At 67.1% G+C, this 25,403-nt stretch carries 22 protein-coding genes and 2 pseudogenes; 11 read left to right on the top strand and 13 right to left on the bottom strand.

The genetic code is table 11. The features are described from left to right. Window positions 1-896, bottom strand: a pseudogene (locus AC099J_RS20070) (purine-nucleoside phosphorylase). Here AC099J_RS20070 and AC099J_RS20065 point away from each other — a divergent pair. The 4 genes from AC099J_RS20065 (at window position 846) to AC099J_RS20050 (ending at window position 3,741) form a co-directional block, all read left to right on the top strand. Continuing rightward, window positions 846-1,019, top strand: coding sequence for a hypothetical protein (locus tag AC099J_RS20065; RefSeq protein ID WP_479617108.1), 174 nt, complete (start codon window positions 846-848; stop codon window positions 1,017-1,019). The pseudogene AC099J_RS20070 and the gene AC099J_RS20065 sit on opposite strands and share 51 nt — an antisense overlap. 195 nt (window positions 1,020-1,214) lie before the next feature. Beyond that, window positions 1,215-1,682 (top strand): Spy/CpxP family protein refolding chaperone, encoded by a 468-nt coding sequence (locus tag AC099J_RS20060; protein WP_479617032.1) that lies wholly within the window; start codon window positions 1,215-1,217, stop codon window positions 1,680-1,682. 21 nt (window positions 1,683-1,703) lie between these two features. Next, window positions 1,704-2,402: a response regulator transcription factor gene (locus AC099J_RS20055; protein WP_479617031.1), complete on the top strand. Its 699-nt coding sequence runs from the start codon at window positions 1,704-1,706 to the stop codon at window positions 2,400-2,402. 34 nt (window positions 2,403-2,436) lie between these two features. Further along, complete coding sequence (locus tag AC099J_RS20050) at window positions 2,437-3,741, top strand: HAMP domain-containing sensor histidine kinase (protein WP_479617030.1); 1,305 nt, start codon at window positions 2,437-2,439, stop codon at window positions 3,739-3,741. 68 nt (window positions 3,742-3,809) lie between these two features. Here the strand turns inward: AC099J_RS20050 and rpoD are convergent, their stop codons facing one another. From rpoD to AC099J_RS20025, 5 genes are all read right to left on the bottom strand, one after another. Further along, window positions 3,810-6,113, bottom strand: coding sequence for an RNA polymerase sigma factor RpoD (gene rpoD, locus AC099J_RS20045; protein WP_479617029.1), 2,304 nt, complete (start codon window positions 6,111-6,113; stop codon window positions 3,810-3,812). A 266-nt stretch (window positions 6,114-6,379) separates the two neighbouring features. Then, entirely contained in the window at window positions 6,380-8,230 is a 1,851-nt protein-coding gene (dnaG, locus tag AC099J_RS20040; protein WP_479617028.1) for a DNA primase, read from the bottom strand. A gap of 75 nt (window positions 8,231-8,305) precedes the next feature. Continuing rightward, window positions 8,306-9,064: a 3-hydroxyacyl-CoA dehydrogenase gene (locus AC099J_RS20035; protein ID WP_479617027.1), complete on the bottom strand. Its 759-nt coding sequence runs from the start codon at window positions 9,062-9,064 to the stop codon at window positions 8,306-8,308. Between the two features lie 175 nt (window positions 9,065-9,239). Continuing rightward, entirely contained in the window at window positions 9,240-10,280 is a 1,041-nt protein-coding gene (locus AC099J_RS20030; protein WP_479617026.1) for an extracellular solute-binding protein, read from the bottom strand. Window positions 10,281-10,494: 214 nt separating this feature from the next. Further along, a complete protein-coding gene (locus tag AC099J_RS20025; protein WP_479617102.1) occupies window positions 10,495-11,046 on the bottom strand; it encodes a phasin family protein in 552 nt (183 codons plus the stop codon). Window positions 11,047-11,277: 231 nt separating this feature from the next. On the opposite strand from AC099J_RS20025, the gene AC099J_RS20020 reads away from it, so the two are divergent. Further along, a complete protein-coding gene (locus AC099J_RS20020; protein ID WP_479617025.1) occupies window positions 11,278-11,742 on the top strand; it encodes an acyl-CoA thioesterase in 465 nt (154 codons plus the stop codon). A gap of 132 nt (window positions 11,743-11,874) precedes the next feature. Here the strand turns inward: AC099J_RS20020 and AC099J_RS20015 are convergent. From AC099J_RS20015 to AC099J_RS20005, 3 genes and pseudogenes are all read right to left on the bottom strand, one after another. After that, window positions 11,875-12,276, bottom strand: a pseudogene (locus tag AC099J_RS20015) (hypothetical protein); the annotation flags it as partial. A gap of 47 nt (window positions 12,277-12,323) precedes the next feature. Next, on the bottom strand, window positions 12,324-12,548 hold the full coding sequence (locus AC099J_RS20010; RefSeq protein ID WP_479617024.1) for a CsbD family protein: 225 nt from the start codon (window positions 12,546-12,548) through the stop codon (window positions 12,324-12,326). Between the two features lie 180 nt (window positions 12,549-12,728). Further along, the gene (locus tag AC099J_RS20005; protein ID WP_479617023.1) at window positions 12,729-14,720 is read right to left on the bottom strand and encodes a gamma-glutamyltransferase family protein; all 1,992 of its coding nucleotides are present in this window, start codon (window positions 14,718-14,720) and stop codon (window positions 12,729-12,731) included. A 181-nt stretch (window positions 14,721-14,901) separates the two neighbouring features. Here AC099J_RS20005 and pncB point away from each other — a divergent pair, with 181 nt between their 5' ends. Genes pncB through AC099J_RS19985 form a run of 4 tightly spaced genes read left to right on the top strand, consistent with a single transcriptional unit; the run spans window position 14,902 to window position 19,914 of the window. Further along, entirely contained in the window at window positions 14,902-16,098 is a 1,197-nt protein-coding gene (pncB, locus tag AC099J_RS20000; protein ID WP_479617022.1) for a nicotinate phosphoribosyltransferase, read from the top strand. Continuing rightward, window positions 16,095-17,510: a sodium:proton antiporter gene (locus tag AC099J_RS19995; RefSeq protein ID WP_479617021.1), complete on the top strand. Its 1,416-nt coding sequence runs from the start codon at window positions 16,095-16,097 to the stop codon at window positions 17,508-17,510. The genes pncB and AC099J_RS19995 overlap by 4 nt, the downstream gene beginning before the upstream one ends. Before the next feature lie 14 nt (window positions 17,511-17,524). Continuing rightward, entirely contained in the window at window positions 17,525-18,511 is a 987-nt protein-coding gene (locus AC099J_RS19990; RefSeq protein ID WP_479617020.1) for a 2-hydroxyacid dehydrogenase, read from the top strand. Next, complete coding sequence (locus AC099J_RS19985; RefSeq protein WP_479617019.1) at window positions 18,508-19,914, top strand: DNA recombination protein RmuC; 1,407 nt, start codon at window positions 18,508-18,510, stop codon at window positions 19,912-19,914. The genes AC099J_RS19990 and AC099J_RS19985 overlap by 4 nt, the downstream gene beginning before the upstream one ends. 110 nt (window positions 19,915-20,024) lie before the next feature. Here AC099J_RS19985 and AC099J_RS19980 read toward each other — a convergent pair whose 3' ends face one another. The 3 genes from AC099J_RS19980 to AC099J_RS19970 form a co-directional block, all read right to left on the bottom strand. After that, a complete protein-coding gene (locus AC099J_RS19980; RefSeq protein ID WP_479617018.1) occupies window positions 20,025-20,639 on the bottom strand; it encodes a PEP-CTERM sorting domain-containing protein in 615 nt (204 codons plus the stop codon). 12 nt (window positions 20,640-20,651) lie between these two features. Then, a complete protein-coding gene (locus tag AC099J_RS19975; RefSeq protein ID WP_479617017.1) occupies window positions 20,652-22,244 on the bottom strand; it encodes an alkaline phosphatase D family protein in 1,593 nt (530 codons plus the stop codon). Window positions 22,245-22,416: 172 nt separating this feature from the next. Then, a complete protein-coding gene (locus AC099J_RS19970) occupies window positions 22,417-23,286 on the bottom strand; it encodes an LOG family protein (RefSeq protein ID WP_479617016.1) in 870 nt (289 codons plus the stop codon). A 193-nt stretch (window positions 23,287-23,479) separates the two neighbouring features. Between AC099J_RS19970 and AC099J_RS19965 the strand changes: the two genes are divergently transcribed. Together AC099J_RS19965 and AC099J_RS19960 are read left to right on the top strand one after the other, a co-directional pair. Then, window positions 23,480-23,902 carry a BON domain-containing protein gene (locus AC099J_RS19965; protein ID WP_479617015.1) on the top strand — a complete coding sequence of 141 codons (423 nt, stop codon included), beginning with the start codon at window positions 23,480-23,482 and terminating at the stop codon, window positions 23,900-23,902. Between the two features lie 164 nt (window positions 23,903-24,066). After that, window positions 24,067-24,810: a metallophosphoesterase family protein gene (locus AC099J_RS19960; protein WP_479617014.1), complete on the top strand. Its 744-nt coding sequence runs from the start codon at window positions 24,067-24,069 to the stop codon at window positions 24,808-24,810. On the opposite strand, the gene AC099J_RS19955 is transcribed toward AC099J_RS19960, so the two are convergent. Beyond that, window positions 24,804-25,292, bottom strand: a complete 489-nt coding sequence (locus tag AC099J_RS19955; protein WP_479617013.1) for a Crp/Fnr family transcriptional regulator — start codon at window positions 25,290-25,292, stop codon at window positions 24,804-24,806. The two genes, AC099J_RS19960 and AC099J_RS19955, sit on opposite strands and share 7 nt — an antisense overlap. Between the last annotated feature and the right edge of the window lie 111 nt (window positions 25,293-25,403).

Raw genomic sequence — 25,403 nt, 5'->3', positions numbered from 1 at the left:
TCAGCGGGCCGGCACGCCGGCTTGCCACTGCGCCCAGTTCAGCACGATGTGGTCGACCACGCGCGTGCCGACCAGCGCGATGTTTTGCACCGTCTCGGCGAAGCCGCCGGCCGTCTCGCCTGGAGCCGGGTCCAGATGCTGCAGCGTCGTTTCGCGCGGGTTGCCCTGGTCGAAGTTGACGGCGCCGCGCAGGCTCATGATGCGGTCCGTGCCATGTGTGCGCTTGATGACGAGCGCAATGGCGGCGGCCTCCATCTCGGTGATGACGTAGTCGTCGGCGCCGTAGAGCTTGGCAATGTACTGGGCCTGGTTGGACATGCCGGGGCCGTGGAAGAACGTGTCGCCCGTCATGTGCGTGCCGGTCAGCACCTTGGGCGCGCGGCGCGCCTGCGCATCGGGGTAACGCTGGCGGTAGGTGGCAGCGCTGGCCGAATCGCGCAGCGGCGTGTCGGCCGAGAGCTGCATCGCCCGGGCGACGAGCGCCGGGTTCAGCTGGAAGCGGCGGTATTCCTCGTAGCCCTTGCGCGGCATGAAGGTGGGCGCGCCGGGCGTGTTTTCTTCGGGCGCCCAGCGGTGCCCGAGGTCGTAGTCGACCAGCCAGGTGGCCCAGCTGACATCGGCGATGGTGCCGCGTGAGGGCGGCGTGCCGGCCACGCCCGAGACGACGTAGTACGCCTTGGAAAGTCGAAGGCCCGGTTCAGCACAATGGCCTGCATGGAGGCGGACGAGTTGACCTTGCCCATGCCCAGAACGGCGCCGCAGACGCCGTCCTGATTGCAATAGACCGGTTGCAAGGCGCCTGGCACCTGGATCGGTTTGGCGTCTTTCCAGTAGCGTTCGTACCAATGCTGGAATTCGCCTGCGCGGTCGCCCGTGTTCTGCCCGATCTCGAACATGGCGGCGATGAAGACCTTGACCTGCAGCGGTCGGGCGGCGGGCTCGGTCGTGGCGGTGGTGGCGCAACCGGCCAGCAGGCCGCCTGCCAGCAGCAGGGCGGCAACGCACGGAACGCGCCGTGAGATGTGGGGATATGGCATGGCGGCTTTCGAAGAGTGGTGGCTGCAAGTCTAGGAGGCTGTCGGGCAGCGTCCTGGAAGCTGTCGTCTGCGGCCGACATAAAACGAAACAAACCGAAACCGGCGCGAGACCCGCGCATGACGTGACGGCGCGACCATTCAGGCCATGTTCAACCCATGCCTGAAAGGCAAGACATCATGAAAAACTGGATCAAACGCACTCTGCTCGGCGTGTTCGGCGCGGCCATCGTCGTCGGCACCCTGGGCGCCTGTGGCCACCGCTCCGAGGGCGGGCGCTGGAACGCGAGCCCTGAGCAATCCGCCGCCATGCGGACCAAGATGGTCGAGCGCGTCAGCGGCAAGCTGGACCTGGACGCCGCGCAGAAGGCCAAGCTGGAGGTGTTGGCCGGCAAGCTGCAGGAGCAACGCAGCGCGCTGGTCGGCTCTACGCAGAACCCGCGGGCCGAGATGCAGGCGCTGGTGGCAGGCGACAAGTTCGACCGCACGCGGGCGCAGTCGCTGGTGGCCGAGAAGACTGCCGCCTTGAGCAGCAAGAGCCCCGAGGTCGTGGCCGCGTTGGGCGACTTCTACGACAGCCTGAACCCAGCCCAGCAACAAAAAGTGCGCGAGTTCATGCAACGCCGTGGCGGCTGGCGCAAGGGCTGATGCCGCACTGACAATGGCCCCATGCCCCGCATCCTGCTGATCGACGACGACGCGCAATTGGGCGGGCCGCTGGCCACGTACTTCAAGCGCTTCGAACTGGACCTGGTGCACGCCCTGCACCCGGAGCAGGGGCTTGCGCTGCTGCGCGCCGGCGGTTTCGACGCCGCCATTCTGGACGTGATGCTGCCGGGCATGGATGGCTTCGCGTTGTGCCGCGCCATCCGCAAGGACAGCGACATCCCCATCCTGATGCTGACCGCCCGCGGCGAGGTGATGGACCGTGTCGTCGGCCTGGAGCTCGGCGCTGACGACTACGTGCCCAAGCCCTTCGAGCCGCGCGAGCTGGTCGCGCGCGTGCAGACCGTGCTGCGTCGGCGCCCGCCGCCTGCGTTGCCGGTGGCCAGCAGCCGGCTGCGCTTCGAGGGTCTGGAGATCGATCCGCTAACGCGCAGCGCTGTGCGGCAAGGTGTGCCACTGGAGCTGACCGGCACCGAGTTCGAACTGCTGCACCTGCTGGCGCGCGAGCCCGGCCGCGTGTGGAGCCGCGACGACATCCTGAACCAGCTGCGCGGCCACGAGGCCGAGCTCTACACGCGTGCGGTCGACATCGTGATCAGCCGCCTGCGCAAGAAGCTGGAACCTCTGGACGCCATCAAGACGCTGCGCAATGCCGGCTACGCGCTGGCGCTGGCGCCAGCCAGCCACCGTGGCGGCGACTGAGCGGCCGGGCTGGCCCCGGCGGGCCGGGCGCGCCATGCGGCGTTCACTGCGGCTGCGGCTGGTGGCGCTGTTCGTGTTGCTGGCACTGGCGATGTCGCTCATCTTTCTGGGCGGCATGCAGCGCGCGCTGTCCAGCGGCTGGCGCGAAGCCGTGCGCCCGCTGGTGGCCGACTATGTGGACCGTCTGGTGGCCGAGATCGGCACGCCGCCCAGCGTTGAGCGAGCGCAGGCCGTGGCGCAGCGGCTGCCCGTCAGCGTGGCCATCAGTGGGCCGCAGGTGAATTGGCGCAGCGCGCCGGCGCGCGGCGAGGGCCGGCACGATCGCTCGGCCGGCTGGCCCCGCAATGCCGACGGCGATGACGAGCCGGCCTTTCTGCGCCGCGACACGGCGGACGGACACCAGATCGTGCTGGGGCTGGCGCTGTCGTCCTGGCAGGACCGTCCCCGGCGCATCGGCTGGATCACGCTGGCCGTATTGCTGGCGCTGACGCTGCTCGCCTGGCTGTACGTGCACCGCCAACTGCGGCCGCTGCGCGACATCGGAGATGGCGCCCGGCGCTTCGGCGCGGGTGATTTCTCCGAGCCGATCGTGGTGCGCCGGCGCGACGAGCTGGGCGTGCTGGCCGAGGGCGTGAACGCCATGGCGCACGACATCCACCAGATGCTGGAGGCCAAGCGCGCGCTGCTGCTGGCCATCAGCCACGAGCTGCGCAGCCCGTTGACGCGCGCGCGGCTGAACACCGAGCTGCTACCCGATTCAACCGACGTGGCGCCGATGCGCGACGCGTTGCTGCGCGACCTGGCCGAGATGCGCGATCTGGTGACCGACCTGCTGGAGAGCGAGCGCCTGGCGACCCGCCATGCGGCCCTGCTGCGCGAGCCCACCGACCTTGGCGCCCTGGCGCGCGAGCTCGTCGGCAGCCTGGCACTGGACGAAGGGCAGGCCGCTTTGCAGCTGCACATCGCCGATGGGCTGCCAGCGTTGTCGCTGGACCGCGCGCGCATGCGGCTGCTGCTGCGCAACCTGCTGGCCAACGCGCTGCGGCACAGCTCGGGCACGGCACCCGCAGAGCTGCATCTGCAACCGGGGCAGGGCGGGGGCATCGTCGTGCGCGTGCGCGACCACGGGCCGGGCGTGGACGAGGCGGCACTGCCGCAGCTGGCGCAGGCCTTCTACCGGCCCGACGCGGCCCGTGAGCGCAGCACCGGCGGCGTGGGGCTGGGCCTGTACCTCAGCCGACTGGTGGCACAGGCCCATGGCGCGGCCTGGACGGTGCGCAATGCAGGCCCGGGCCTGGAGGTGCGCATCGACCTGCCGGCCGAGGCTGAACGGGCGTAGAAAAGCCCGCTCGCGCGGGCTTTTCAAGGGGCTCAGGCATCGCCCGCAAATGCGGGCGCGCGGCGGCTTTACAGCGTGTCGATGAAGCTGCGCAGCTTGTCGCTGCGGCTGGGGTGCTTCAACTTGCGCAGCGCCTTGGCTTCGATCTGGCGGATGCGTTCGCGCGTCACGTCGAACTGCTTGCCGACTTCTTCCAGCGTGTGGTCAGTGGACATTTCGATGCCGAAACGCATGCGCAGCACCTTGGCCTCGCGCGGGGTCAGCGAATCCAGGATGTCCTTGACCACGTCGCGCAGGCCGGCCTGCATGGCGGCATCGATGGGCGCAGTGTTCGCGCTGTCTTCGATGAAGTCGCCCAGGTGGCTGTCGTCGTCGTCGCCGATCGGCGTTTCCATGGAGATCGGCTCTTTGGCGATCTTCATGATCTTGCGGATCTTGTCTTCCGGGATCTCCATCTTCGCTGCCAGGATGGACGCATCGGGCTCGAAACCGAACTCCTGCAAGTGCTGGCGCGAGATGCGGTTCATCTTGTTGATGGTCTCGATCATGTGCACCGGGATGCGGATGGTCCGTGCCTGGTCGGCGATCGAGCGGGTGATGGCCTGGCGGATCCACCACGTCGCGTAGGTCGAGAACTTGTAGCCGCGCCGATATTCGAACTTGTCCACCGCCTTCATCAGGCCGATGTTGCCTTCCTGGATCAGGTCCAGGAACTGCAGGCCGCGGTTGGTGTACTTCTTGGCGATGGAAATCACCAGGCGCAGGTTGGCCTCGATCATTTCCTTCTTGGCATCGCGCGAGTTGGCCTCGCCCTCGTTCATGCGCTTGTTGATGTCCTTGAGTTCATCGAGGGGCACCACCACGCGCGACTGGATGTCCATCAGCTTTTGCTGCAGGTCCTGCACCGGCGGGATGTTGCGGCCCATGATGGCGGCCCACGGCTTGTTGGAGTGGGCCTGCTTTTCGATCCACTTCAAATCCAGGAGGTGCGAGGCCACCTTGTGGCCCATCTTGTCGCGGCCACTGAACTCGGCGATGAACAGTTCCTGCGGGTAGCCGCACTTGTCCACGATGATGCGGCGCAGCTCGCGTTCCTTCTTGCGCACGTCATCCACCTGCGTGCGCAGCAGGTCGCACAGCTTCTCGATCGTCTTGGCGGTGAAGCGGATGGTCATCAGCTCTTCGCTCAGCGCCTGTTGCGCCTTGACGTAGTTGGGCGTGCCGTAGCCTTCCTTGTCGTAGGCCTTGTGGACCTTCTCGAACAGGTCGCGCAGGCTGTCGATGCGTGCCAGGGCGTTGTTCTTCAGCTCTTCGAGCTTCTTGGTCAGCGCCTTGGAGCCACCCTTGCCGTCGTCGTCATCGGCAGCGTCGAACTCGTCGAAGTCTTCCTCGGCCACATAGTCGTCGGCCTCGTTCGGGTCGGTAAAGCCATCGACCACGGTGGAGATGACAACCTTGCCATCGCGGATTTCCTCGCCCAGGCGAAACACCTCGGCCAGCGTGGCGGGGCTGGCGCTGATGGCTTCCATCATGCGCATCAGGCCGCCTTCGATGCGCTTGGCGATTTCGATTTCGCCTTCGCGCGTCAGCAGCTCGACCGTGCCCATCTCGCGCATGTACATGCGCACCGGGTCGGTGGTGCGGCCGAACTCGCTGTCCACGGTGGACAGGGCGGCTTCGGCGGCTTCTTCGGCTTCTTCTTCGGTCGAGCCCGTGGGCGCGTTGTCGGTGATGATCAGCGACTCGGCGTCCGGCGTCTGTTCGTAGACGGCCACGCCCAGGTCGTTCAACGTGGCGATGACGACTTCGAGCGTTTCGGCATCGACCAGCTTGTCGGGCAGGTGGTCGGAGATTTCGCCGTGCGTCAGGTAGCCGCGCGTCTTGCCCAGCTTGATCAGGGCTTTGAGGCGCTGACGGCGCTTGGCCATGTCTTCTTCGGACAGGACGGTCTCGTCCAGGCCAAACTCCTTCATCAAGGCGCGTTCTTTCGCCTTGCTGATCTTCATGCGCAGCGGTTTGACCTTCTCGGTCGAGGTGCTCGCAGCCGGTTCTTCGGCGAACTCGGCTTCGATGTCGGACATGTCCTCGTCATCGCCCAAGGGCGACTTGTCGGGTGCCTTGGGCTTGGTCTTGACTTCGACGGCCTTGGGCGGACGGCCTGGCTTCTTCTTGGTCAGGGTTTCGTCGGCCGGGGCGGCAACCTTCTTGGCGGTGGCTTTTTCCGTAGCGGGAATCTTCGTGGCAGGCAATGTCTTGGCTTTCGTAGGAGACGCGGCGGCGGTCAACGCCTTGGGCGCGGACTTCGCAGTCGTTTTCGCGGCGGGCTGGGCGGCAGGCTTCAAGACAGGCTTCTCGGACTTTTGGGTAGGCATGGACAACCTCAGAACATCGAAACAAGCGAAACACAGGCGCCGCAAGGGCCCGGCGCGGGGGCGAGAAGGAACACCTGGGGCGCAGTGTTCCAAAGGCAAGATGGGAGGGCGATCATTTGGAGTGCAGCCCTTGCGATGAAGAGGCCTGTCGTGCGCGCGTTGGCATCGGTCGGCCGGGTCCGGAGGTACTGCTGTCGCTCTTGCCAGAGAGATGAGCCCAACATTATAGCGTCCGCGCCAAATTTCAAGGCTCCGGCGCCAGGTTGTCAGTGCAAAGAGGCCTTGCGCACTGCGAACTGGCGCAGGATCAACTCGCGTTCCTGGCCGATGCGCTGCGGGTCCGACGGCGGCAGGGTGCGCAGGCGTTTGAGCTCGGCGTCGATCACGTCCAGGTGCAGCTTGACCAGCGTTGCGCGCACATCGGTCAGCGGCACTTCCTCGATCTCGATGACGCGGCCGGCCGGCTGCAGCGTGTCCTGCGCCACCAGCTTGCGCGCAACCGCTTCGAAGGGCTGGCCCTGCAGGCCGATGTCCAGCGCCGCCCAGGGCTGCGCGCCGTGCTCATGCACCTGCTGGTCGGTCCAGCGGAACAGGTCGCCATACGGGCCATCCAGTGCGCACAGCAGGTCGTGGTCGGGCCCGTTGAGCCCGTCCCACAGGCTGGTGTTGCGCAGCAGCAGCGTGGCGACATGGCTGGCATAGGCGTCGATGGACGGGCGCGTTGCCAGCCGGCCGCGCGAGCGCCAGCGGCTGCTGTCGTCACCATCGGCGCTCTTGGGCCGCTTGCGGGGGCGCGGCGTGCTGGCGGCGGCCTTGGGCTCCCACAACTCGCCGAGTTCGCGCACGTCCAGCTGCACCAGCTCGGCGATGTCACCCAGCAACTGACGCTTGAGCGCACCTTCGGGCATCGGCATCCACAGCGGCTTGGCGTTGCTGGCCAGGTGCGCGCGGCCTTCGGCGCTGGTGAGATCGCAGCCTTCGCGGGCGACGTCGATCAGAAAGCGCGACAGCGGCACGGCGTCGCCCACGCACAGTGCAAACGCCTCCTGGCCATGGGCGCGGATGAAGCTGTCCGGGTCGTGCTCGGGCGGCAGGAAGAGAAACTTGACGCTGCGCACGTCGCTGGCGTAGGGCAGGGCGCCTTCCAGCGCCTTGCGCGCCGCCCGGCGGCCGGCCGCGTCGCCGTCGAAGCTGAAAACCACCGTGTCCGTGAACCGGAACAGCTTGTGCACGTGCTCGGCGGTGCAGGCCGTGCCGAGCGTCGCGACGGCATTCGGAAAGCCCAGCTGCGCCAGCGCGACGACGTCCATGTAGCCCTCGGTCACCAGCACATAACCGGCTTCGCGCAGCGCATCGCGCGCCTCGTACAGGCCGTACAGCTCGCGGCCCTTGCTGAACACCGGCGTCTCTGGTGAGTTCAGGTACTTGGGCTTCTCGTCACCCAGCACGCGGCCGCCGAAGCCGATGCATTCGCCCTTGACGTTGCGGATTGGGAACATCAGCCGGTCGCGAAAACGGTCGTAGCGCTTCTCGTCGGCGCCGTCCTCGGTGTTCAGGATCACCAGGCCGCTGTCGACCAGCAGCGGGTCGTCGTAGTGGGGGAACACGCTGGCCAGGTTGCGCCAGCCCTCGGGCGCATAGCCCAGGCCGAAGCGCTGCGCGATCTGGCCGGACAGCCCACGCTGCTTGCAGTAGCCGATCGCGCGGCTGGACAGGCGCAGTTGCTTGCGCCAGGCCTCGCCGGCTTTCTCGAGCACCTCGTTCAGCGTTGCCTGCCGCTGGCGCTGCTCGCTGGCGCGCTGGCGTTCCTGCGGGCTGCTGTCGTCGTCCGGCACCACCAGGCCGATCTGCTGCGCCAGGTCTTCCACCGCCTCGCGAAAGCCGGCACCGGTGTGGTCCATCAGGAAGCCGATGGCGTTGCCGTTCTTGCCGCAGCCGAAGCAGTGGTAGAACTGCTTGGAGGGGCTGACCGAGAACGACGGCGATTTCTCGCCGTGGAACGGGCACAGCCCCATGAAGTTGGCGCCGCCCTTTTTGAGCTGCACGTGGCGGCCCACCACCTCGACCACGTCGACGCGGGCGAGCAACTCCTGGATGAACGACTGGGGGATGGACACGGGCCGAAGCTTAAACGGCGGCGCGCCATGGCCGGCGCGCGCGCGACGTTCGCGACGAGCGCAGTGGCGAGGGCGTCAGCGCGGTGCCAGGCGGATGGCGCCATCCAGCCGGATGACTTCGCCGTTCAGCATGTCGTTCTCGAAGATGTGCACGGCCAGCCGTGCGTAGTCCTGCGGCGTGCCCAGGCGCGAGGGAAAGGGCACGCTGGCGGCCAGCGCGTCCTGCAGCTCCTGCGGCATGCCGAACAGCATGGGCGTGCCGAAGATGCCGGGTGCGATGGTCATGTTGCGGATGCCGGTCTTGGCCAGGTCGCGCGCGATCGGCAGCGTCATGCCCACGATGCCGCCCTTGGAGGCGCTGTAGGCGGCCTGGCCGATCTGGCCGTCGTAGGCTGCGATCGATGCGGTCGAGATCATGGCGCCGCGCTCGCCGGTGGCCTCCGGCTCGTTGCGGCCCATGGCCTCGGCCGCCAGGCGGATCATGTTGAAGCTGCCCAGCAGGTTGACCGTCAGCGTCTTGTGGAACACCGCCAGGCTGTGCGGGCCGTTCTTGCCAACCGTCTTTTCCGCCGGTGCGATACCGGCGCAGTTGACCAGCCCCATCAGCTTGCCCAGGGAGACGGCCTTTGCCACCACGGCCTGGCCATCGGCCTCCTGGCTGACATCGCAGCGCACGAAGTTGCCGCCGATGTCGCGTGCCACGGCCTCGCCCTTGTCGGCCTGCATGTCAGCGATGACGAGCAGGCCACCCTTGGCCGCCAGCATGCGTGCCGTCCCTTCGCCCAGGCCCGAGGCGCCGCCCGTGACGATGAAGACCTTGCCTGCGATGTCCATGTGTGCTCCTTGTGTTGACGTTGACGTAAACGTCAATTATGAGGGAGGTGGGTGGGTGGCTGAAACAACATCGCCGCCCATCGAAGGCGGCGATCTTGCCGGAAGCTGCGCTGGTCGATCGCGCTTCGCGGGGCCCTCGCCCTTCATTTCGCGTCCGGGCCCCACGTTTCGCGTCTTACTTGAACCCCACCCGGTCCAGCATCTGCTGCACTTTCGTCTGGTTGGCGCCAACGACTCCGATCGGGATCGTCTCGCTCTTGAAGCCGTCGCCGGTCATGGCGGCCAGTGCCGGGTTGTCGATCTTCACGCCCTTGGCCGTGGGCCATTCGTTGTTGCCGTTGGCAAAGTAATTCTGCGCTGCCGGGCTGGCAAGATATTCGAGCAGCTTCACGGCGTTCTCGCGGTTCTTGGCATTCCTGGCCACGGCGCCGCCGGCGATGTTCAGATGCGTGCCCCAGGTGCTCTGGTTCGGAAAGACCACGCCCACGCGCTCGGCCACGGCACGGTCTGCCGGGTTGCTGGAGCGGATCATGCGCGCCAGGTAGTAGCTGTTGGTCACCGCCACGGCGCATTCGCCGGCGGCAACGGCCTTGATCTGGTCGGTGTCGCCGCCCTTGGGATCGCGTGCGAGGTTGGCCACCACGCCTTTGAGCCATTCTTCGGCCTTGGCTTCGCCCATGTGCTCGGTGATGGCGCCGAACAGGCTCAGGTTGTAGGGGTGCGAGCCCGAACGGATGCATAGCTTGCCCTTGAGTGCCGGCGAAGCCAGCTTCTCGTACGTGTCCACATCGGCCTTTTTCAGCGCGATCTTGTCGTAGACGATCACGCGGGCGCGTGTGGAGAACCCGAACCAGGCGATGCCACCGTCGGCCGCCGGCTGGGCGCGCAGGTTGGTGGGGATGGCGTCTTCCAGCAGCTTGGAACGGACGGGCTGGAACAGTCCATCCGCCTCACCACGGTACAGCCGCGCGGCGTCCACCAGCAGGATCACGTCGGCCGGCGAGGCGGTGCCCTCGGCTTTCAGTCGCGCCATGATGCCGGCGTCGTCTGCATCCACGCGGTTGATGCGGATGCCGGTGGTTTTGGTGAAGCCGCTGTAGAGCGCTTCGTCGGTCGCGTAGTGGCGCGCCGAATACAAGTTCACGACCTGTTCCTGCGCCAGCGTGATGCCGGTCGCAAGCAGCAGCGCTGCTGCGGTGAGGGCCTTTTTCAGCATGAAGACGATTCCTAGTGCGTTGAATGCCGTGATGGTAATCCAAACGCGAATCATTCTTGATGTTTTCTGGCCAGCTTGCGGGGCTGCGTGCAGACGAAAAAAAGGCCCCGTACATACGGGGCCCTTGAAGGGATCCCTGAATTCCGATGAATTCGAAGAGATCCGAGGAGACAACTCGCAGGAGGTCGGCTGCGCCAGCCTCCCAAAAATTGAATTAACGCTTCTTGGCAGCGGTCGTGACGGTCTTGCCGGCGTTCATGGCCGAAGTCGACACGGCGTTGAAGTTGGCTTCGGCGACGTCGCTGGCTTGCTTGACGGCCTTCTGGACCGATTCCAGGGCGTTCGTGCCAGCGGCAACGGCGCTCTTGAACACGGCGACGGCGGTCTCGGAACCGGCGGGTGCGTTCTTGGTGGCGCTGTCCACGACGGACATGAACTTCTTCTGGGCTTCAGCGGCCTGGGCTTCGATGGCCTTGGTCAGCTCAGCGCTGGTGCCTTGGGCGATTTCGTAGACGTGGCGGCTGTAGGCAGCGGTCTTCTCGGCCAGGGGCTGCAGCATCGAAGCTTGCAGGGCCAGCAGCTCTTGGGCGTCCTTGACGGACAGGGCAGCTTGCGTGTGGTCAGCGGCTTCGGCCAGGGCGGCCTTGGAAGCGGTCACGTTCAGTTCGACGAGCTTTTCGACGCCTTCGAAGGCCTTGGTCGTCAGACCGAACAGGATGTCGAAGTTGGCTTTGTGGGTGGCAACGATTTGGTCAGCGGTCAGCATAGTAAAAATCTCCAGTTTCAAGGTTGATGAAAGATCAGCTCTGCTGCCCCATCGGGTTCATGTTGCAGTGCAGCATGGAACGAATTATAGGGAGCCGAAAGGCTGGCGCAACCCCTTTTTGCTGCAATGCAGCAATCTAGAGGCGGCACCCTAATTCGTCACCTTCCTGCGCGTGTCCGGACATGGATCTGCTTATGGGTGACTGCGAACGCCCAGGCGCGCTGTCAGAATTTGGCGCATGCAAGCTCCTCCGAAACCTCCAGGACCGACCGGCCGCAGGCCCGGCCCCGCAGCGACTTTCCGCACTTTCGCAGCATCACGACCCGCTGGTCCGACAACGACGCATATGGGCACGTCAACAACGTCGTCTACTACAGCTGGTTCGACACGGTGGTGAACACGCACCTGGTAGAGCAGGGCGTGCTGGACATCGAACGCGGCGCCACCATCGGGCTGGTGGTGGAGACGCAATGCCACTACTTTGCGCCGCTGGCGTTCCCGCAGCGTGTCGAAGCGGGCCTGCGTGTGGCGCGCATGGGCGGCACCAGCGTGCGCTATGAGGTCGGCCTGTTTGCCGAAGGCGCGGCGCACACCGCCGCGCATGGGCACTTTGTCCACGTCTACGTGGACCGGTCCACCCGACGCCCCGTGTCCGTGCCAGCGCCCCTGCGTGAGGTGCTCCAGCGGCTGGCCTGAGGCCATTGCGCCGGCAACTGACCCAGACGTGACACGGGCCGGCAAGCGCTCTGCGCTTGCCGGCCCGTGAGGTCGTCGTCACCCCGCCCAGGCGAGATGGCGTGCTTGGAGGCTCTGCCTCGATCAGCCGCGCTTGGCGGCGCTGACAGCGGCGGTGTGGGCAGCCTTGGCGTCCTTCACACAGACATCCTTGGCATTGCCGGCCAGCTCGTCGCACTTTTCCTTGGCCGTGTCGTAGGTGGAATCGGCCTTGGCCTCGGCCACCTTGGCGCGATTCTTTGGCGTCGGCTTGTACTGGGCTTCCAGTTCAGCCTTGGCGACGGACTCCACGCCCTTGGCTTGGCTGGTGCACACGTCCTTGGCATTGCCGGCCAGGCCGTCGCAGCGCTCCTTGGCTGCCTTGTACTCAGCTTCGATGCGGTCCTTGGCGGCGCTGTGCTCGCTCTTGGTCATGGCGCTGGCCTGGGCGGCGAAGCCGAGAGACACAGCGGCGCAGAGCGCGATCAGGGGCTGCTTGAGGGAGAAGGTTTGCATGGTGGATCCTTGATGGGGTTGTGCGGGCGCAGGGACGGCAAGCCGTCTCAGATGGACTTTTCGAAGAAGAAGTCGGGGTTGCGGCTTTCCCACTCGCTCACCTGCTTCTCGGCTTCGTCGCGGGCAATGCCGTGGCGCTCCTGGATGCGGCCCAGCAGCTGCTCACGCCGGCCTTCGAACACGTCGAGGTCGTCGTCGGTGAGCTTGCCCCACTGCTCCTGCATCTTTCCCTTGAACTGTTTCCAGTTGCCTTCGAGCTTGTCGTTGTTCATGTCGATCTCCTTGTCAAATTCGCCCCGAACAGGTTTGCAGGGCGTGCAATCACTGTAGGCAGGGGCAATCGGCGTGCCAGTAGGACGCGCCGGTCAGGCCCCGTAGGCCGCAGGCCCAACGGCGCTCCAGAAAAAACGGACCCGAAGGTCCGTTGGTGGTTGCAGGAGCTGGGGCGAAGTTCAGGGCACGACGGTATCGCCCAGTGCCACGCCTTCGCGCCGCGGGTCGGCGCCGCCCTGCAGAAACGCGCCGTTGCGCGAGGTGCGGATGATGGTGCTGATGCCGCTGGACTGCGCCGAGGTCGACACCGTGTGGCCCATCGCGCGCAGGCCTGCGACCAGCGGATCGTCGTTGCCGCCGTTGGCGGTGTTGATGTTCGGATGCTCGCCGCCCACGTTGGTGGTGGCGCTGTTGGACGCACCGAAGTCCACCAGCGAGGTGGCCTGCTGGGCGTCCAGCCCCCAGTCCAGCGCGCCGACCAGGGTCTTGGCCACGTACTGGATGATGGTGGCGCCGCCCGGCGAGCCGGTGCCCATCACGAACTCGCCGATGCCGCTCTCGCCGACCTTGCGGAACACCAGCGTGGGCGCCATCGAACTGCGCGGCCGCTTGCCGGCTTCCAGCTTGTTGGCGATCGGCAGGCCGGCGGTGTCGGTGGGTGCCGCCGAGAAGTCGGTCAGCTGGTTGTTCAGGATGAAGCCCTGCGTGAAGTGAAACGAGCCCAGGCCCGCTTCCACCGTCGTCGTCATCGAGACCACGTTGCCCTTCTTGTCGACGATGGTGAAGTGCGTCGTGCCGCCCTCGTTGACCAGGCTGGTGCCGTAGGCGTTGGTGCCCAGCACCCCGGCCTTGGCCGTGCGCATGCTCGTCGTCGGGCTGATCAGCGCGGCGCGGCTCTGCATGTAGGGCTTGTTCAGCATGGTGTTCCAGCTGTTGCCCGGCAGCGGCGTGAAGTCGGTGTCGGCGATGTACTTGTCGCGATCCGCATAGGCCAGACGGCCGGCTTCGGCCACCAGGTGAACACCCATGACCGTGGGCTCTCCACCATAGATGTCGATGGCGGTCGGCTTGTGCGAGGCCATGTCGAAATTCTCCAGGATGCCCATGATGGACGCCACCGTGATGCCGCCGGAGGACGGCGGCGGCATGCCGCAGATCACGTAGTCGCGGTAGGTGGTGCAGACGGCCTCGCGGTCCTTGGCCTGGTAGCTGGCCAGATCACTGAGCTCCGTCAGGCCGGGCGTGATGGCGACGGCCGGGCTGCCGCCGCTGGTCACCTTGATCTTGTCGACGATGCCCTGGGCGATGGCGCCGGTGTAGAAGGCATTGGCGCCGCTGTTGGCCACGGTGGTCAGCGTCTGCGCGTAGGCCGGGTTGGTCAGCAGTGTGCCCAGGGCCTTGGGCGTGCCGTCGGCGTTGAAGAAGTAGGCCGTGGCCTCGGCATCGCGTTTGAGGCCGGTCTCGCCGCCGGCGATGGCAGCGGCCATGCGTCCGCTGATCTGGAAGCCGTTGGTCGACAGGTCGATGGCTGGCTGGAACAGATCTTTCCAGGGCATGCTGCCGTGCGTGCGGTGCGCCAGGTCGAGCATGCGCACGGCACCGGGCGTGCCGATGGAGCGCCCGCTGGCACGGGCGCCGCCGGGCTGGGGCAGCGTGCGGTCGGTGTCGCTGACCCAGCGCAGGTAGTTTTCGGTTGCGGCGGCCGGTGCGGTCTCGCGGCCATCGTAGGCGCGCACACGGCCCGTGGCGGCGTCGTAATGCAGCATGAAGGCGCCTCCGCCCACACCGGACGACTGCGGCTCCACGAGGCCCAGCACCATCTGCACGGCAACGGCCGCATCGACAGCGCTGCCGCCATCCCTGAGCACCTCACAACCGGCTTTGGACGCGAGCGGGTTGGCCGTGGCGACCATGTAGCTCTTCGCATGCACCGCCGTTTTGCCGAGCCGAAAGCCGGACGCCGGTTCCGGCGCTGCCGGGTCGCCGGGCAGGCCCGAGCCGACGACGACCGAGCCGGTGTCGGTCACCACCGCGCAGGCTTGGGCACTGGCCGCGTCGTCGCCGCTGCTGCAACCTGCCAAAGCCACGGACATGGCCGCCACGGTGGCGATGCCGGTCCAGCGCAGGCGAGGGGGCAGGCCGTGCAGTGGGGCCTCTTGGAATGTGGACATGTGGAGTGTTCCTCGTGGTCGTGACCTTCACGGCGAAGGCGCACCGAGCATACCGTTCGTGGCAGGCCGATGACAGTGCATGCATCCGAGCCGATTGACACGCCCCCGGCCTGCCACAATGCGTCGAAAAAAAGCGGCGCCACCCCGGCGCGGAGACAAGCGTCCCACAGGACCCGACACCATGATCCTCAGCAGCCTTCTCGACACCGACCTTTACAAGTTCACGATGATGCAGGTCGTGCTGCACCAGTTCCCCGGCGCCCAGGTCGAATACCGGTTCAAGTGCCGCAACGCCGTGCCGCTGGCCCCTTACGTCGAGGAGATCCGCGAGGAGATCCGCCACCTGTGCACGCTGCGCTTTCAGGACGCCGAGCTGGCCTACCTGCGCTCCATGCGCTTCATCAAGAGCGACTTCGTCGACTTCCTCGGTCTGTTCAAGCTCAACGAGAAGTACATCGACGTCACGGCCCTGCCGAGCGGCGACATCGACATCACCATCCGCGGGCCCTGGCTGCACACCATCCTGTTCGAGATCCCGGTGCTGGCCATCGTCAACGAGGTCTACTTCCGCAATGTCGCGCCGACACCGGATCTGGCGCGCGGCCGCGAGCGGCTGGACCGCAAGATCGGGCAGCTGCAGATCGATGGCCTGCACGAGCTGAAGATCGCCGACTACGGCACGCGCCGGCGCTTCTCCAAATCTTGGCACGAGGAAGTGCTGCGCCGCCTGGGCGAGCGGCTGGGCGCCGGCCCGGCCGGGCAGCTGGCCGGCACCAGCAACGTGTGGTTCGCCATGAAGCTGGGCTACACGCCGCTGGGCACCGTCGCCCACGAATACCTGCAGGCCTGCCAGGCGCTGGGCCCACGGTTGCGCGACAGCCAGGTCTTCGCTTTCGATTCCTGGGCCAAGGAATACCGCGGCGACCTGGGCATCGCCCTGTCCGATGTCTACGGCATCAACGCCTTCCTGCGCGACTTCGACATGTACTTCTGCAAGCTGTTCGATGGCGCGCGCCACGACAGCGGCGACCCCTTCTCCTGGGGCGAGCGGCTGATCGAGCACTACCGCCTGAACCGGGTGGATCCGCACACCAAGACGCTGATCTTCAGCGACGGCCTGACCGTACCGCGCACCATCGAGCTGTACCGGCAGTTCCGGGGCCGGTGCCAGCTGGCCTTCGGCATCGGGACCAACCTCACGAACGACCTGGGCGACCCGCCCGACCACGTGCCGCTGCAGATCGTCATCAAGATGGTGCGCTGCAATGGCCAGCCGGTGGCCAAGCTGTCGGACACGCCCTCCAAGAACATGTGCGACGACGAGAGATACCTGGCCTACCTGCGCCAGGTGTTCGAGATCGAGCAGCCCGCAGCATGAAAGCCGCTCTCTGGATCCGGGCCGCCATCGCTGCGGCCACCCTGGGTGCGCCGGTGGCGGCGCTGGCGGCCGATCTCGACGGGCGCGCGCTGTCGGTCTGGTGGGCGCTGCCATTCGCCGGCGTGCTGCTGTCGATCGCCCTGTTCCCGCTGGTCGCCATGCGCATCTGGCACCACCACTACGGCAAGATCACGGCGGCCTGGGCGCTGGCCTTCTTCGTGCCGTTCCTCATCGTGTTCGGGCCGGCCCTGGCGGGCGCCAACCTGGTGCACGCGATGGTGGCCGAGTACATCCCGTTCATCATGCTGCTGACCGCCCTGTACACCGTGGCCGGCGGCATCTACGTGCGCGGCAACCTGCACGGCAGCGCGGTGCTCAACACCGGCCTGCTGGCCATCGGCGCGGTGCTGGCCAGCCTGATGGGCACCACGGGCGCCTCCATGCTGTTGATCCGCCCGCTGATCCGCGCCAACGACAACCGCCGCCACAAGGCGCACGTCGTCATCTTCTTCATCTTCATCGTCTCCAACGTCGGCGGCTCGCTGACGCCGCTGGGCGACCCGCCACTGTTCCTGGGTTTTCTGAAGGGCATCGAGTTCTTCTGGACGCTGCGCAACATCCTGCCCGAGACGGCCTTCATGCTGGCCTGTCTGCTGGTGATCTTCTTTGCGCTGGACAGCTGGTTCTACCGGCGCGAGGGCGTGCTGCCGGTCGATCCGACGCCGGACACCGAACGCCTGGGCTTCGATGGCGGCATCAACTTCCTGCTGCTGCTGGTGGTGGTCGGCCTGGTGCTGATGAGCGGGCTGTGGCGCTCGGACGTGGTGTTCGACGTCGTCGGCACGCCGCTACCCTTGCCTGCGCTGGTGCGCGACATCGGCCTCATCGTCGTCATTGCGGTGTCGCTCAAGCTCACCGCGAACAAGGTGCACCGCGACAACCAGTTTTCCTGGGAGCCGATGAAAGAGGTAGCCAAGCTGTTCGCCGGCATCTTCCTGACCATCATTCCCGTCATCGCCATGCTGCGCGCGGGCGTCGATGGCCCCTTCGGTGCGGTGGTCCGCGCCGTGACCGGGCCGGACGGCCAGCCCTTGCCCGCCATGTACTTCTGGGCCACGGGCGTGCTCAGCTCTTTCCTGGACAACGCGCCGACCTACCTGGTGTTCTTCAACACAGCCGGCGGCGACCCGCAGCAGCTCATGACCACGATGGCGCCCACGCTAGCCGCCATCTCGGCGGGCGCCGTGTTCATGGGTGCCAACTCGTACATCGGCAATGCCCCCAACCTGATGGTCAAGGCCATTGCCGAAGAGCGGGGCGTGCGCATGCCCAGCTTCTTCGGTTACATGGTGTGGTCCTGCGCCGTGCTGGTGCCGCTGTTCGTCGTGCTCACATTCCTGTTCTTCCTTTGAAAGCCCCTGCCGCCATGTCCAAGCCCGCCGTCCTTGTCGCCCGCGCCGTGTTCCCCGAAGTGCTGGCCCGCCTGTCCGAGCACTTCGAGGTCAGCGACAACCAGGCCGACGCGACATGGGATGCCGATGAACTGGCGGCGCGCCTGGCCGGCAAGCAAGGCGTGTTCACGACCGCCAGCGAGCGTATCGATGCGGCGCTGCTGGCCCGCTGCCCTGACTTGAAGATGGCCGCCAACATGGCCGTGGGCTACAACAACTTCGACCTGGACGCCATGACTGCACGCGGCGTGCTGGCCACCAACGCGCCCGACGTGCTGACCGAGACCACGGCCGACTTCGGCTTCGCATTGCTGATGGCCACGGCCCGCCGCATCACCGAGAGCGAACACTACCTGCGCGCCGGGCAGTGGACGAAGTGGAGCTACGACCTGTTCGCCGGCAGCGACATCCACGGTGCCACGCTCGGCATCCTGGGCATGGGCCGCATCGGCCAGGGCATTGCCAGGCGCGGCGCGCATGGTTTTGGCATGAACGTGATCTACCACAACCGCTCGCGCCTCACGCCCGATCTCGAGGCCGCGTGCAAAGCCGCTTACGTCAGCAAGGACGCGCTGTTGCGCGAGGCTGACCACCTGGTGCTGGTGCTGCCGTACTCTGCAGCGTCGCACCACAGCATCGGCGCGGCCGAGCTGGCGCAGATGAAGCCCACGGCCACGCTCATCAACATCGCGCGCGGCGGCATCGTCGACGACGCGGCGCTGGCCGCAGCGCTGAAGGCGCGGCAGATCGCCGCCGCCGGGCTGGACGTGTTCGAGGGTGAGCCATCGGTACACCCCGATCTGCTGACCGTGCCCAACGTGGTGCTGACGCCGCACATCGCCAGCGCCAGCGTGCCCACACGTCTGGCCATGGCCAACCTGGCGGCCGACAACCTGATCGGCTACCTCACGCAGGGTAAGGCGCTCACGCCGCTGAACCCTGCCGTGCTCGCGGCCACGTGACCGGCCTGCCGCCGGAACTGCAGGCCCTGCTGCCGTGGGCGCTGGTCGCCCTGGCGCTGCTCAACGCGGTGCTGCTGCTGTGGCTGCTGTTGCGCCGCCCGCCGACAGACGACAGCCGCGAGCGGCTGCAGGCCAGCATCGAAACCTCCAGCCAGCAGCTGGCGCAGGCGCTGCGGCGCGAACTGGCCGACAGCGCCAGGGCAGGGCGGCAGGAACAGGCCGCCAGCTTCGCCACCTTCCAGCTCAGCGTGGTGCAGCAGGCACAGGAATCGGTGCGCACGCAGAACGCCCAGCTCGATGCCTTTGCCCAGCAACTGACGCTGCTGCAAAAGAGCCTGTCGGACACGCTGGCCGGCCAGCTGCAGTCGCTCACCGAATCCAACACACGCCGCCTGGCCGAGGTGCGCGCCACGCTGGAGACGCAGCTGCAGCAACTGCAGGCCGGCAACGCCGCCAAGCTCGAAGAAATGCGCCGCATCGTGGATGAGAAGCTGCAGGCCACGCTGGAGACGCGGCTGGGCGAGAGCTTCCGCCAGGTTGCCGAGCGGCTGGAGCAGGTCTACAAAGGCCTGGGCGAGATGCAGACCCTGGCCCAGGGCGTGGGGGACCTGAAGCACCTGCTGACCAACGTGAAGACGCGCGGCATCTTTGGCGAAGCGCAGCTGGCATCGCTGCTGGAGCAGGTGTTCTCGCCCGAGCAATACGCGGCCCAGGTGGCGACGCGGCCCGACACACGCAACGCGGTCGATTTCGCGGTGCGCCTGCCGGGCCGTGGCGACGATGGCGCGCCGGTGTGGCTGCCCATCGACGCGAAGTTTCCGAACGAGGACTACGAGCGCCTGCTCGATGCCCAGCAGCGCGCCGACGGGCCGGCCGCCGAACTGGCGGGCCGGGCACTGGAGAGCCGCATCCGGCTGGAGGCGCGCGGCATCGCCGAGAAGTACGTGGAGCCGCCCTACACCACGGATTTCGCCATCCTGTTCCTGCCCACCGAGGGCTTGTACGCGGAGGTGCTGCGCCGCCCGGGCCTGCTGGAGGCACTGCAGCGCGAGCACCGCATCACGATTGCCGGCCCCACCACCTTGCTCGCCATGCTGAACGCACTGCAGATGGGCTTTCGCACGCTGGCGCTGGAAAAGCGCAGCAGCGAGGTCTGGCAGGTGCTGGGCGCGGTGAAGTCCGAGTTCCTCAAATTCGGCGGCGTGCTGGCCGACGTCAAGCGCCAGACGCAGACCGTGCTGAACACGCTGGACAAGGCGCAGACGCGCAGCAACGTGTTGCAGCGCCGGCTGCGCGACGTGGAGGTCTTGCCCGATGCCCACGCCGATGCGCTGCTGCCGCCCGAGTCCCCGGGGGAGGAGGAGGGCGACGGCGAGCGCGCCGACGTGCAGCCGCCGACCTGACGGCCGCACCCACAGTGGCCTGCAGGGCAAAGCCCTGCCGACCACCGTTGGGGGGCGACACCGGGCTTGCCAGAGCCCTGCGTGCGCTCAAGCGATTGGCGCGCAAGCTCTCAAGACGATGCGTGTGCGCGGCGCCGCATCCGCCAGCCGGCCGCGCCCAGGGCAGCCAGCACCAGGGCGCTGCTGGCCGGTTCCGGCACGCTGTTGACGGAGCTGATGGTGAGTGTGAAGCCGTCGCCCGCCTGCAGCCCGGCCGTGCTCAGCAGCCAGTCCTGCGTGCCGGCTTGCGCGAAGGGCGCGCCCAGATCGAGGCCGAACGGCTCGGCCGGCGAGAAGTGCATGACCTGCAGCTGCTCGTCCCCGTCGATCGACGCCAGCGCGCCGAAGGCCGGCGTGACCGACCCCACCCAGGCAAAGCCGGCGCCGAGCAGTGCGATCTGCAGCTCGCCAATGCCCTGGGCCATGGGGGTGCCGATGACCGCGTTGAAGCGCAGCCACTGGCCCACGTCGGCGGCATCGAGCGCCACCTCGAAGCTGGCGCTGCCGTGCGCGCGCAGTGTGAGGTCGACGGCGATCAGGTCGCCATTGACCGCCACGTCCAGCTGCTGGGCGCCAGCCGTGGTGGACACCAGCGCGGCTGCCTGCGCGCTGCAGGCGAGCGCGGCCAGCACCAGCCCGGCAGCGCAGCGCGCTAGCCGGGTCGTTCCTTGCGTTGTCGAAGTCATCGCCGTGCTCCTTCAGGCGGGGACCAAGGTCCGGCGGTAGATCTCCTGGCCGGCAAGGTCCTTGAAGGCCACGCTGAAGCTGCGGCTCGCGGCGTCGACGTCGACCTGCCCGAAGAACTGCATGCCGGCATAAGGCGACAGGTTGCTGCGGCCCGGCGGCGGCGCCTTCACGAAGTCCACGCGCGGGCCGAAGGTGGCGTCCAGCGCATTGGGGCCGAAGGTGCCGGCGTTCAGGGGGCCGGCGACAAACTCCCAGAACGGGTCGAACTCCGTGAACTGGGCGCGGGCCGGTTCGTAGTGGTGCGCGGCGCAGTAGTGCACGTCGGCGGTCAGCCAGACGACGTTGCGCACTGCCATGCGGCGGATCTCGCGCAGCAGGCCGGCGATCTCCAGCTCGCGCCCCAACGGCAGACCGTCCTGGCCGTTGGCGATCCCTTCCCAGCGGGCCACGCCGTTGGCGTCTCGACCATCGCCAATGCGCAGGCCGATCGGCATGTCGGCCGCGATCACCTTCCAGGTGGCGCGCGAGCGGCGCAGGCCGTCCAGCAGCCACGCGAGCTGCGCGGCGCCGAGGAAGCGTGCGTCGGCGCCCGCCGTCGGTTGCAGGTTGTCGGTGTTGGGCCCGCGGTAGCTGCGCATGTCGACCACGAACACGTCCAGCAGCGGTCCGTACGGAATGTGGCGGTACACGCGTTCCATCTCGGCGGCGCCGTACGGCCGCATCGGCGCGTATTCCATGAAGGCGCGGCCGCCGCGCGCGATCAGCAGCGGCACGTCCTTCACGCTGTAGCGCGCATCGGCGGCCAGGCTTTTGGCGTCGCTCCAGTTGTTGGTGACCTCATGGTCGTCCCACTGCCAGATCTGCGGCACCTCGGCATTGAACCGGCGCACGTTCTCGTCGAGCAGGTTGTACTTGTAGCGGCCACGGTACTCGTCCAGCGTTTCGGCAACCTTGGCGACTTCGCGCGTCACCAGGTTGTTCCAGACCAGGCCGTCTTCGGCCACCACGGATTCGGCAATCGGGCCGTCGGCGTAGATGGTGTCGCCGCTGTGCAGGAAGAAATCGGGCTGCACGCGGCGCATCTGCTCATAGATCCGCATGCCGCCGAAGGCCGGGTTGATGCCCCAGCCCTGGCCTGCAGTGTCGCCACCCCAGACGAAGCGCACGCTGCGCGCGAACGCTGGCGTGCGGAAGCGGCCGATCACCGGCGCACTCTGCGCGCGGCTGTTGGCCAGGCTCTCGAACCAGGCCCGCACGAACACGGTCCGATCGGCCGGCAGGCCGCTGATGTCGATCCGTGCGGTGAAGTCGGTGTTCTCCAGCGCATGGGGGCCGATCAGGCGCACTGGCTGACTGAAGGCTTCATCGAACGCGTACTCGGCATGCAGCCGGGCCGGCCGGTCGGACCGGCTCCACAGCATCGTGCTGCCCAGCGTCATGTCGCCGAACTGGACGCCTTGGGCCATTTGCGGCCGCTCGACATCAGAGGTGACGATCGCGGCCGAGGCCACGCCGGTGCGCGACAGCACTGCCGCGCCGGCGAGCGCCAGGCTGCCCTGCAGCAGACGCCGTCGTCGAGGGATGAGATGGTCGTTTGGATTCATCGTGTGGTCCTCCTGGCGATGGGGGGCGCGCCGGCATCTGCCGGCGCGCGCTGGGCCGGGCAGACGAAGGTCTGCACTGGCGCCCTCGCAGGCTAAGGAACGCGGATGAACCGTGCGTGACGTTCGGCCGCTGGGCTGGCGGCCGCACCAACTGTTACGTCTCCGAGGTGGCTTACATCCCGTAGAACGCCTGGATGGCCTTCCACGCGTCTTCGGGTTCGTCCACGTAGGTGAACAGCTTCAGGTCGTCCGGCGAGATGGCGCCTTCTTCGATCAACACGTCGAAATCGAGCAGCCGCTTCCAGTAGTCCGAGCCGAACAGAATGATGGGCACGGCCTTGGCCTTGCCGGTCTGCACCAGCGTCATCACCTCGAACAATTCGTCCAGCGTGCCAAAGCCACCGGGGAAGGCCACCAGCGCCTTGGCACGCATCATGAAATGCATCTTGCGCAGCGCAAAGTAGTGAAACTTGAACGACAGGCCCGGCGAGATGAAGCGGTTGCCGCTCTGCTCGTGCGGCAGCGCAATGTTCAGGCCCACGTTCAACGCGCCGACCTCGTGCGCGCCACGGTTGGCCGCCTCCATGATGCCGGGGCCGCCGCCGGTGCAGATGTACAGCCGGTCCTGTGGCGCGCGCGCTTCGCTGTCGCGCGCGACCAGGCCGGCAAAGCGCCGCGCACCGTCGTAGTACTGGGCATTGCGCATGCGCCGCTCGGCCACGCGCAGCGCGGCGGCGTCACCAGCGGCGCGCGCGCTGGCCAGCTCCAGTTCGGCCTGTTCGGGCGCAGGAAAGCGCGCGCTGCCGAACACCACGATGGTGTTCTGAATGCCCAGCGCCTGCTGCTCCAAATCGGGCTTGAGCATCTCCAGTTGAAAGCGGATGCCGCGCGTCTCGCGGCGCAGCAGGAACTCGGGATCGGCGAACGCCAGCCGGTAGGCATCGGCATGCAGCGCCTGGCCTTGGTCGGCATAGGCCTGCAACTGCGCCCAGGCGCCCGCCACGTTCACGTTGAGTTTGTCCAGGGTGTCGGTGTTTTCCATGGGCGGGGATTGTGGCGTCAAAGCATGGCACTGGGACGCCGCGGGTCGCCCTTCACCGGCTCCAGGCGGTTGATCTGTCCTACACACGGTTCGGTGGTGGACGACGGGCTCCGCGCTGGTCTGCGGGCATAGTGACCCCAGGGCGTCGTGCAGCAGGCGGCGCACCATCCACACGATTCGAAAGGACACGCACATGACACAACACACTTCCACTAGCTGGCCGCGGACTGCCATCCTGATGTCGGCCCTGGCGTTGACGGTCGGCTTGGCCGCCTGTGACAGGGCGGATGACCGCACGGTGGGCCAGAAGGTCGACGCTGCAGTCGAGAAAACCGAGCAGGCGGCCGCTGTGGCCAAGGAAGAGGCCAGCAATGCCGCGACCGTGGTTGAAAACCGCGTCGACGACATGAGCATCACGGCATCTGTCAATGCCGGCCTGGCCAAGGACCCGGTGCTGAGCGCCGTCAAGATCGATGTCGACACCAAATCGGGCGTCGTCACATTGACCGGCCCGGCGCCGACGCCAGATGCCAAGGACCGCGCCACGACGATCGCGCAGAACGTGAAGGGCGTCGCTGGCGTCAACAACAATCTGCAGGTCGGCGCTGCAAGCTGAGGCTTGGCTGAAGCGGTAGGTGTGGCTCACGCCGATCCCACCCCCGTCCCATGATGGCCGCCACTCCGCAAGGGTTGGCGGCCGTTGTGTTGCTGGGCGCCCCGTGTGTGTCGGCACGCGCGCCCCGTCAGTGGGCCTTTCCGTTTGCGGCTTAGAGTCGGCCCATGCGCATTCTTCTGGCCTCTGATCTGCACTACACGCTGCGGCAGTACGACTGGCTGACGCGCGAGGCGGTCCGATTCGATGCGGTGGTCGTGGCCGGCGATCATCTGGACGGCTCGCTGCCGGTGCCCGCAGACATTCAGATTGCGGCGCTTTCCGCCAGTTTCAGGGCGCTTGCGGCGCGCGCGCCATTGCTCATCTGTTCCGGCAATCATGACTTGAACACGCGCAGCGCACAGGGCGAGAAGATGGCCGACTGGCTGGCGCCGTTGTCGGCGCACGCGCTGGCGGTCGATGGCGACACCGTGGTGATCGGCGACACGCTGTTCACCGTTTGTCCGTGGTGGGATGGGCCCCACGCCAGGGAGCAGCTGGAGCACCAGCTGGATGCGGCTGGCGGTCTGCGCGCGGCCGTGCCATCGGGCCGGTGGGTGTGGCTCTACCACGCGCCGCCGCTGGGGCCGCTGAGCTGGACAGGGCGCCGCCATTTCGGCGATGAGATTCTGCCCGGCCTGCTGGCCCGGCACCGGCCCACGGCGGTGTTGTGTGGCCACATCCACGAGGCGCCGTTCAAGTCAGGCGGCGGCTGGGTCGACCGTATCGGCGCGACCTGGTTGTTCAACCCTGGGCGCCAGATCGGCGATGTGCCGGCACACATCGAGATCGACCTCGGCAAGGGCACCGCGATCTGGCATTCTCTGGCCGGCGTACAGGAGCGGCTGCTGGACGCCTGTGGAGTTCAGTAGTCCGGCACGTCGTTGCGTTCCGACCCAGGGGACAGGTCGGCTGCGGTCTGCATGCTGATCAGGTTGGCCAGCACCTGGTCCATCAGCGCCAGGTGCGTGTCGGCCCCGGCGTACTGTCGCTTGATGTCGACGAGGTAGGCAGTGACGGCCTGCAGGCGCCGGGCCAGCAGCTGAGCGATGGCCAGCGTCAGGCGCGGGTCACGTTGCACGGCGCTGGAGGCGCGCTCGATGACGTGCACCTCGCTGTCGCATGCCGCCACCACGCTGGCGGTGGCGTGGGTGCCCAGCACGGCCGAGATCTCGCCGAGGAAAGCGCCAGGCTCCTCGATGCGCACCACGCGCACCCCGTTGCGCACCACATCAAAACCACCGCTGCGCACCACGTACAGCCGGTCGTTGCCCACCGATTCCTGGATCAGGGTGGCGCCCGCGGGGATGCGCAATTGCGGATAAGCGCCACACAAGGCAAGAACGCTGGTCATGGCCTACTCCGGCTGGATGGATCGCGGTCAGTTTAGGGGCCTGCCGCGCTGCGCGGCCCGCTGGGCGGCGCAGCGGTCAAGAAAAAAGGCAGGGCCCTTGCGAGCCCTGCC

It is taken from the genome of Rhodoferax sp. RT4P68, assembly GCF_056521305.1.
Note: the sequence above shows the minus strand (reverse complement) of the source record. Positions and strands in the feature narration are given on the sequence as shown.

What these genes read in the sequence shown, in the direction of transcription:
- AC099J_RS20065 (WP_479617108.1), top strand. Translation starts at nt 846, where the DNA reads ATGCTGGAATTCGCCTGCGCGGTCGCCCGTGTTCTGCCCGATCTCGAA.
- AC099J_RS20060 (WP_479617032.1), top strand. Translation starts at nt 1,215, where the DNA reads ATGAAAAACTGGATCAAACGCACTCTGCTCGGCGTGTTCGGCGCGGCC.
- AC099J_RS20055 (WP_479617031.1), top strand. Translation starts at nt 1,704, where the DNA reads ATGCCCCGCATCCTGCTGATCGACGACGACGCGCAATTGGGCGGGCCG.
- AC099J_RS20050 (WP_479617030.1), top strand. Translation starts at nt 2,437, where the DNA reads ATGCGGCGTTCACTGCGGCTGCGGCTGGTGGCGCTGTTCGTGTTGCTG.
- rpoD (WP_479617029.1), bottom strand. Translation starts at nt 6,113, where the DNA reads ATGCCTACCCAAAAGTCCGAGAAGCCTGTCTTGAAGCCTGCCGCCCAG.
- AC099J_RS20035 (WP_479617027.1), bottom strand. Translation starts at nt 9,064, where the DNA reads ATGGACATCGCAGGCAAGGTCTTCATCGTCACGGGCGGCGCCTCGGGC.
- AC099J_RS20030 (WP_479617026.1), bottom strand. Translation starts at nt 10,280, where the DNA reads ATGCTGAAAAAGGCCCTCACCGCAGCAGCGCTGCTGCTTGCGACCGGC.
- AC099J_RS20025 (WP_479617102.1), bottom strand. Translation starts at nt 11,046, where the DNA reads ATGCTGACCGCTGACCAAATCGTTGCCACCCACAAAGCCAACTTCGAC.
- AC099J_RS20010 (WP_479617024.1), bottom strand. Translation starts at nt 12,548, where the DNA reads ATGAACAACGACAAGCTCGAAGGCAACTGGAAACAGTTCAAGGGAAAG.
- AC099J_RS20005 (WP_479617023.1), bottom strand. Translation starts at nt 14,720, where the DNA reads ATGTCCACATTCCAAGAGGCCCCACTGCACGGCCTGCCCCCTCGCCTG.
- pncB (WP_479617022.1), top strand. Translation starts at nt 14,902, where the DNA reads ATGATCCTCAGCAGCCTTCTCGACACCGACCTTTACAAGTTCACGATG.
- AC099J_RS19995 (WP_479617021.1), top strand. Translation starts at nt 16,095, where the DNA reads ATGAAAGCCGCTCTCTGGATCCGGGCCGCCATCGCTGCGGCCACCCTG.
- AC099J_RS19990 (WP_479617020.1), top strand. Translation starts at nt 17,525, where the DNA reads ATGTCCAAGCCCGCCGTCCTTGTCGCCCGCGCCGTGTTCCCCGAAGTG.
- AC099J_RS19980 (WP_479617018.1), bottom strand. Translation starts at nt 20,639, where the DNA reads ATGACTTCGACAACGCAAGGAACGACCCGGCTAGCGCGCTGCGCTGCC.
- AC099J_RS19975 (WP_479617017.1), bottom strand. Translation starts at nt 22,244, where the DNA reads ATGAATCCAAACGACCATCTCATCCCTCGACGACGGCGTCTGCTGCAG.
- AC099J_RS19970 (WP_479617016.1), bottom strand. Translation starts at nt 23,286, where the DNA reads ATGGAAAACACCGACACCCTGGACAAACTCAACGTGAACGTGGCGGGC.
- AC099J_RS19965 (WP_479617015.1), top strand. Translation starts at nt 23,480, where the DNA reads ATGACACAACACACTTCCACTAGCTGGCCGCGGACTGCCATCCTGATG.
- AC099J_RS19960 (WP_479617014.1), top strand. Translation starts at nt 24,067, where the DNA reads ATGCGCATTCTTCTGGCCTCTGATCTGCACTACACGCTGCGGCAGTAC.
- AC099J_RS19955 (WP_479617013.1), bottom strand. Translation starts at nt 25,292, where the DNA reads ATGACCAGCGTTCTTGCCTTGTGTGGCGCTTATCCGCAATTGCGCATC.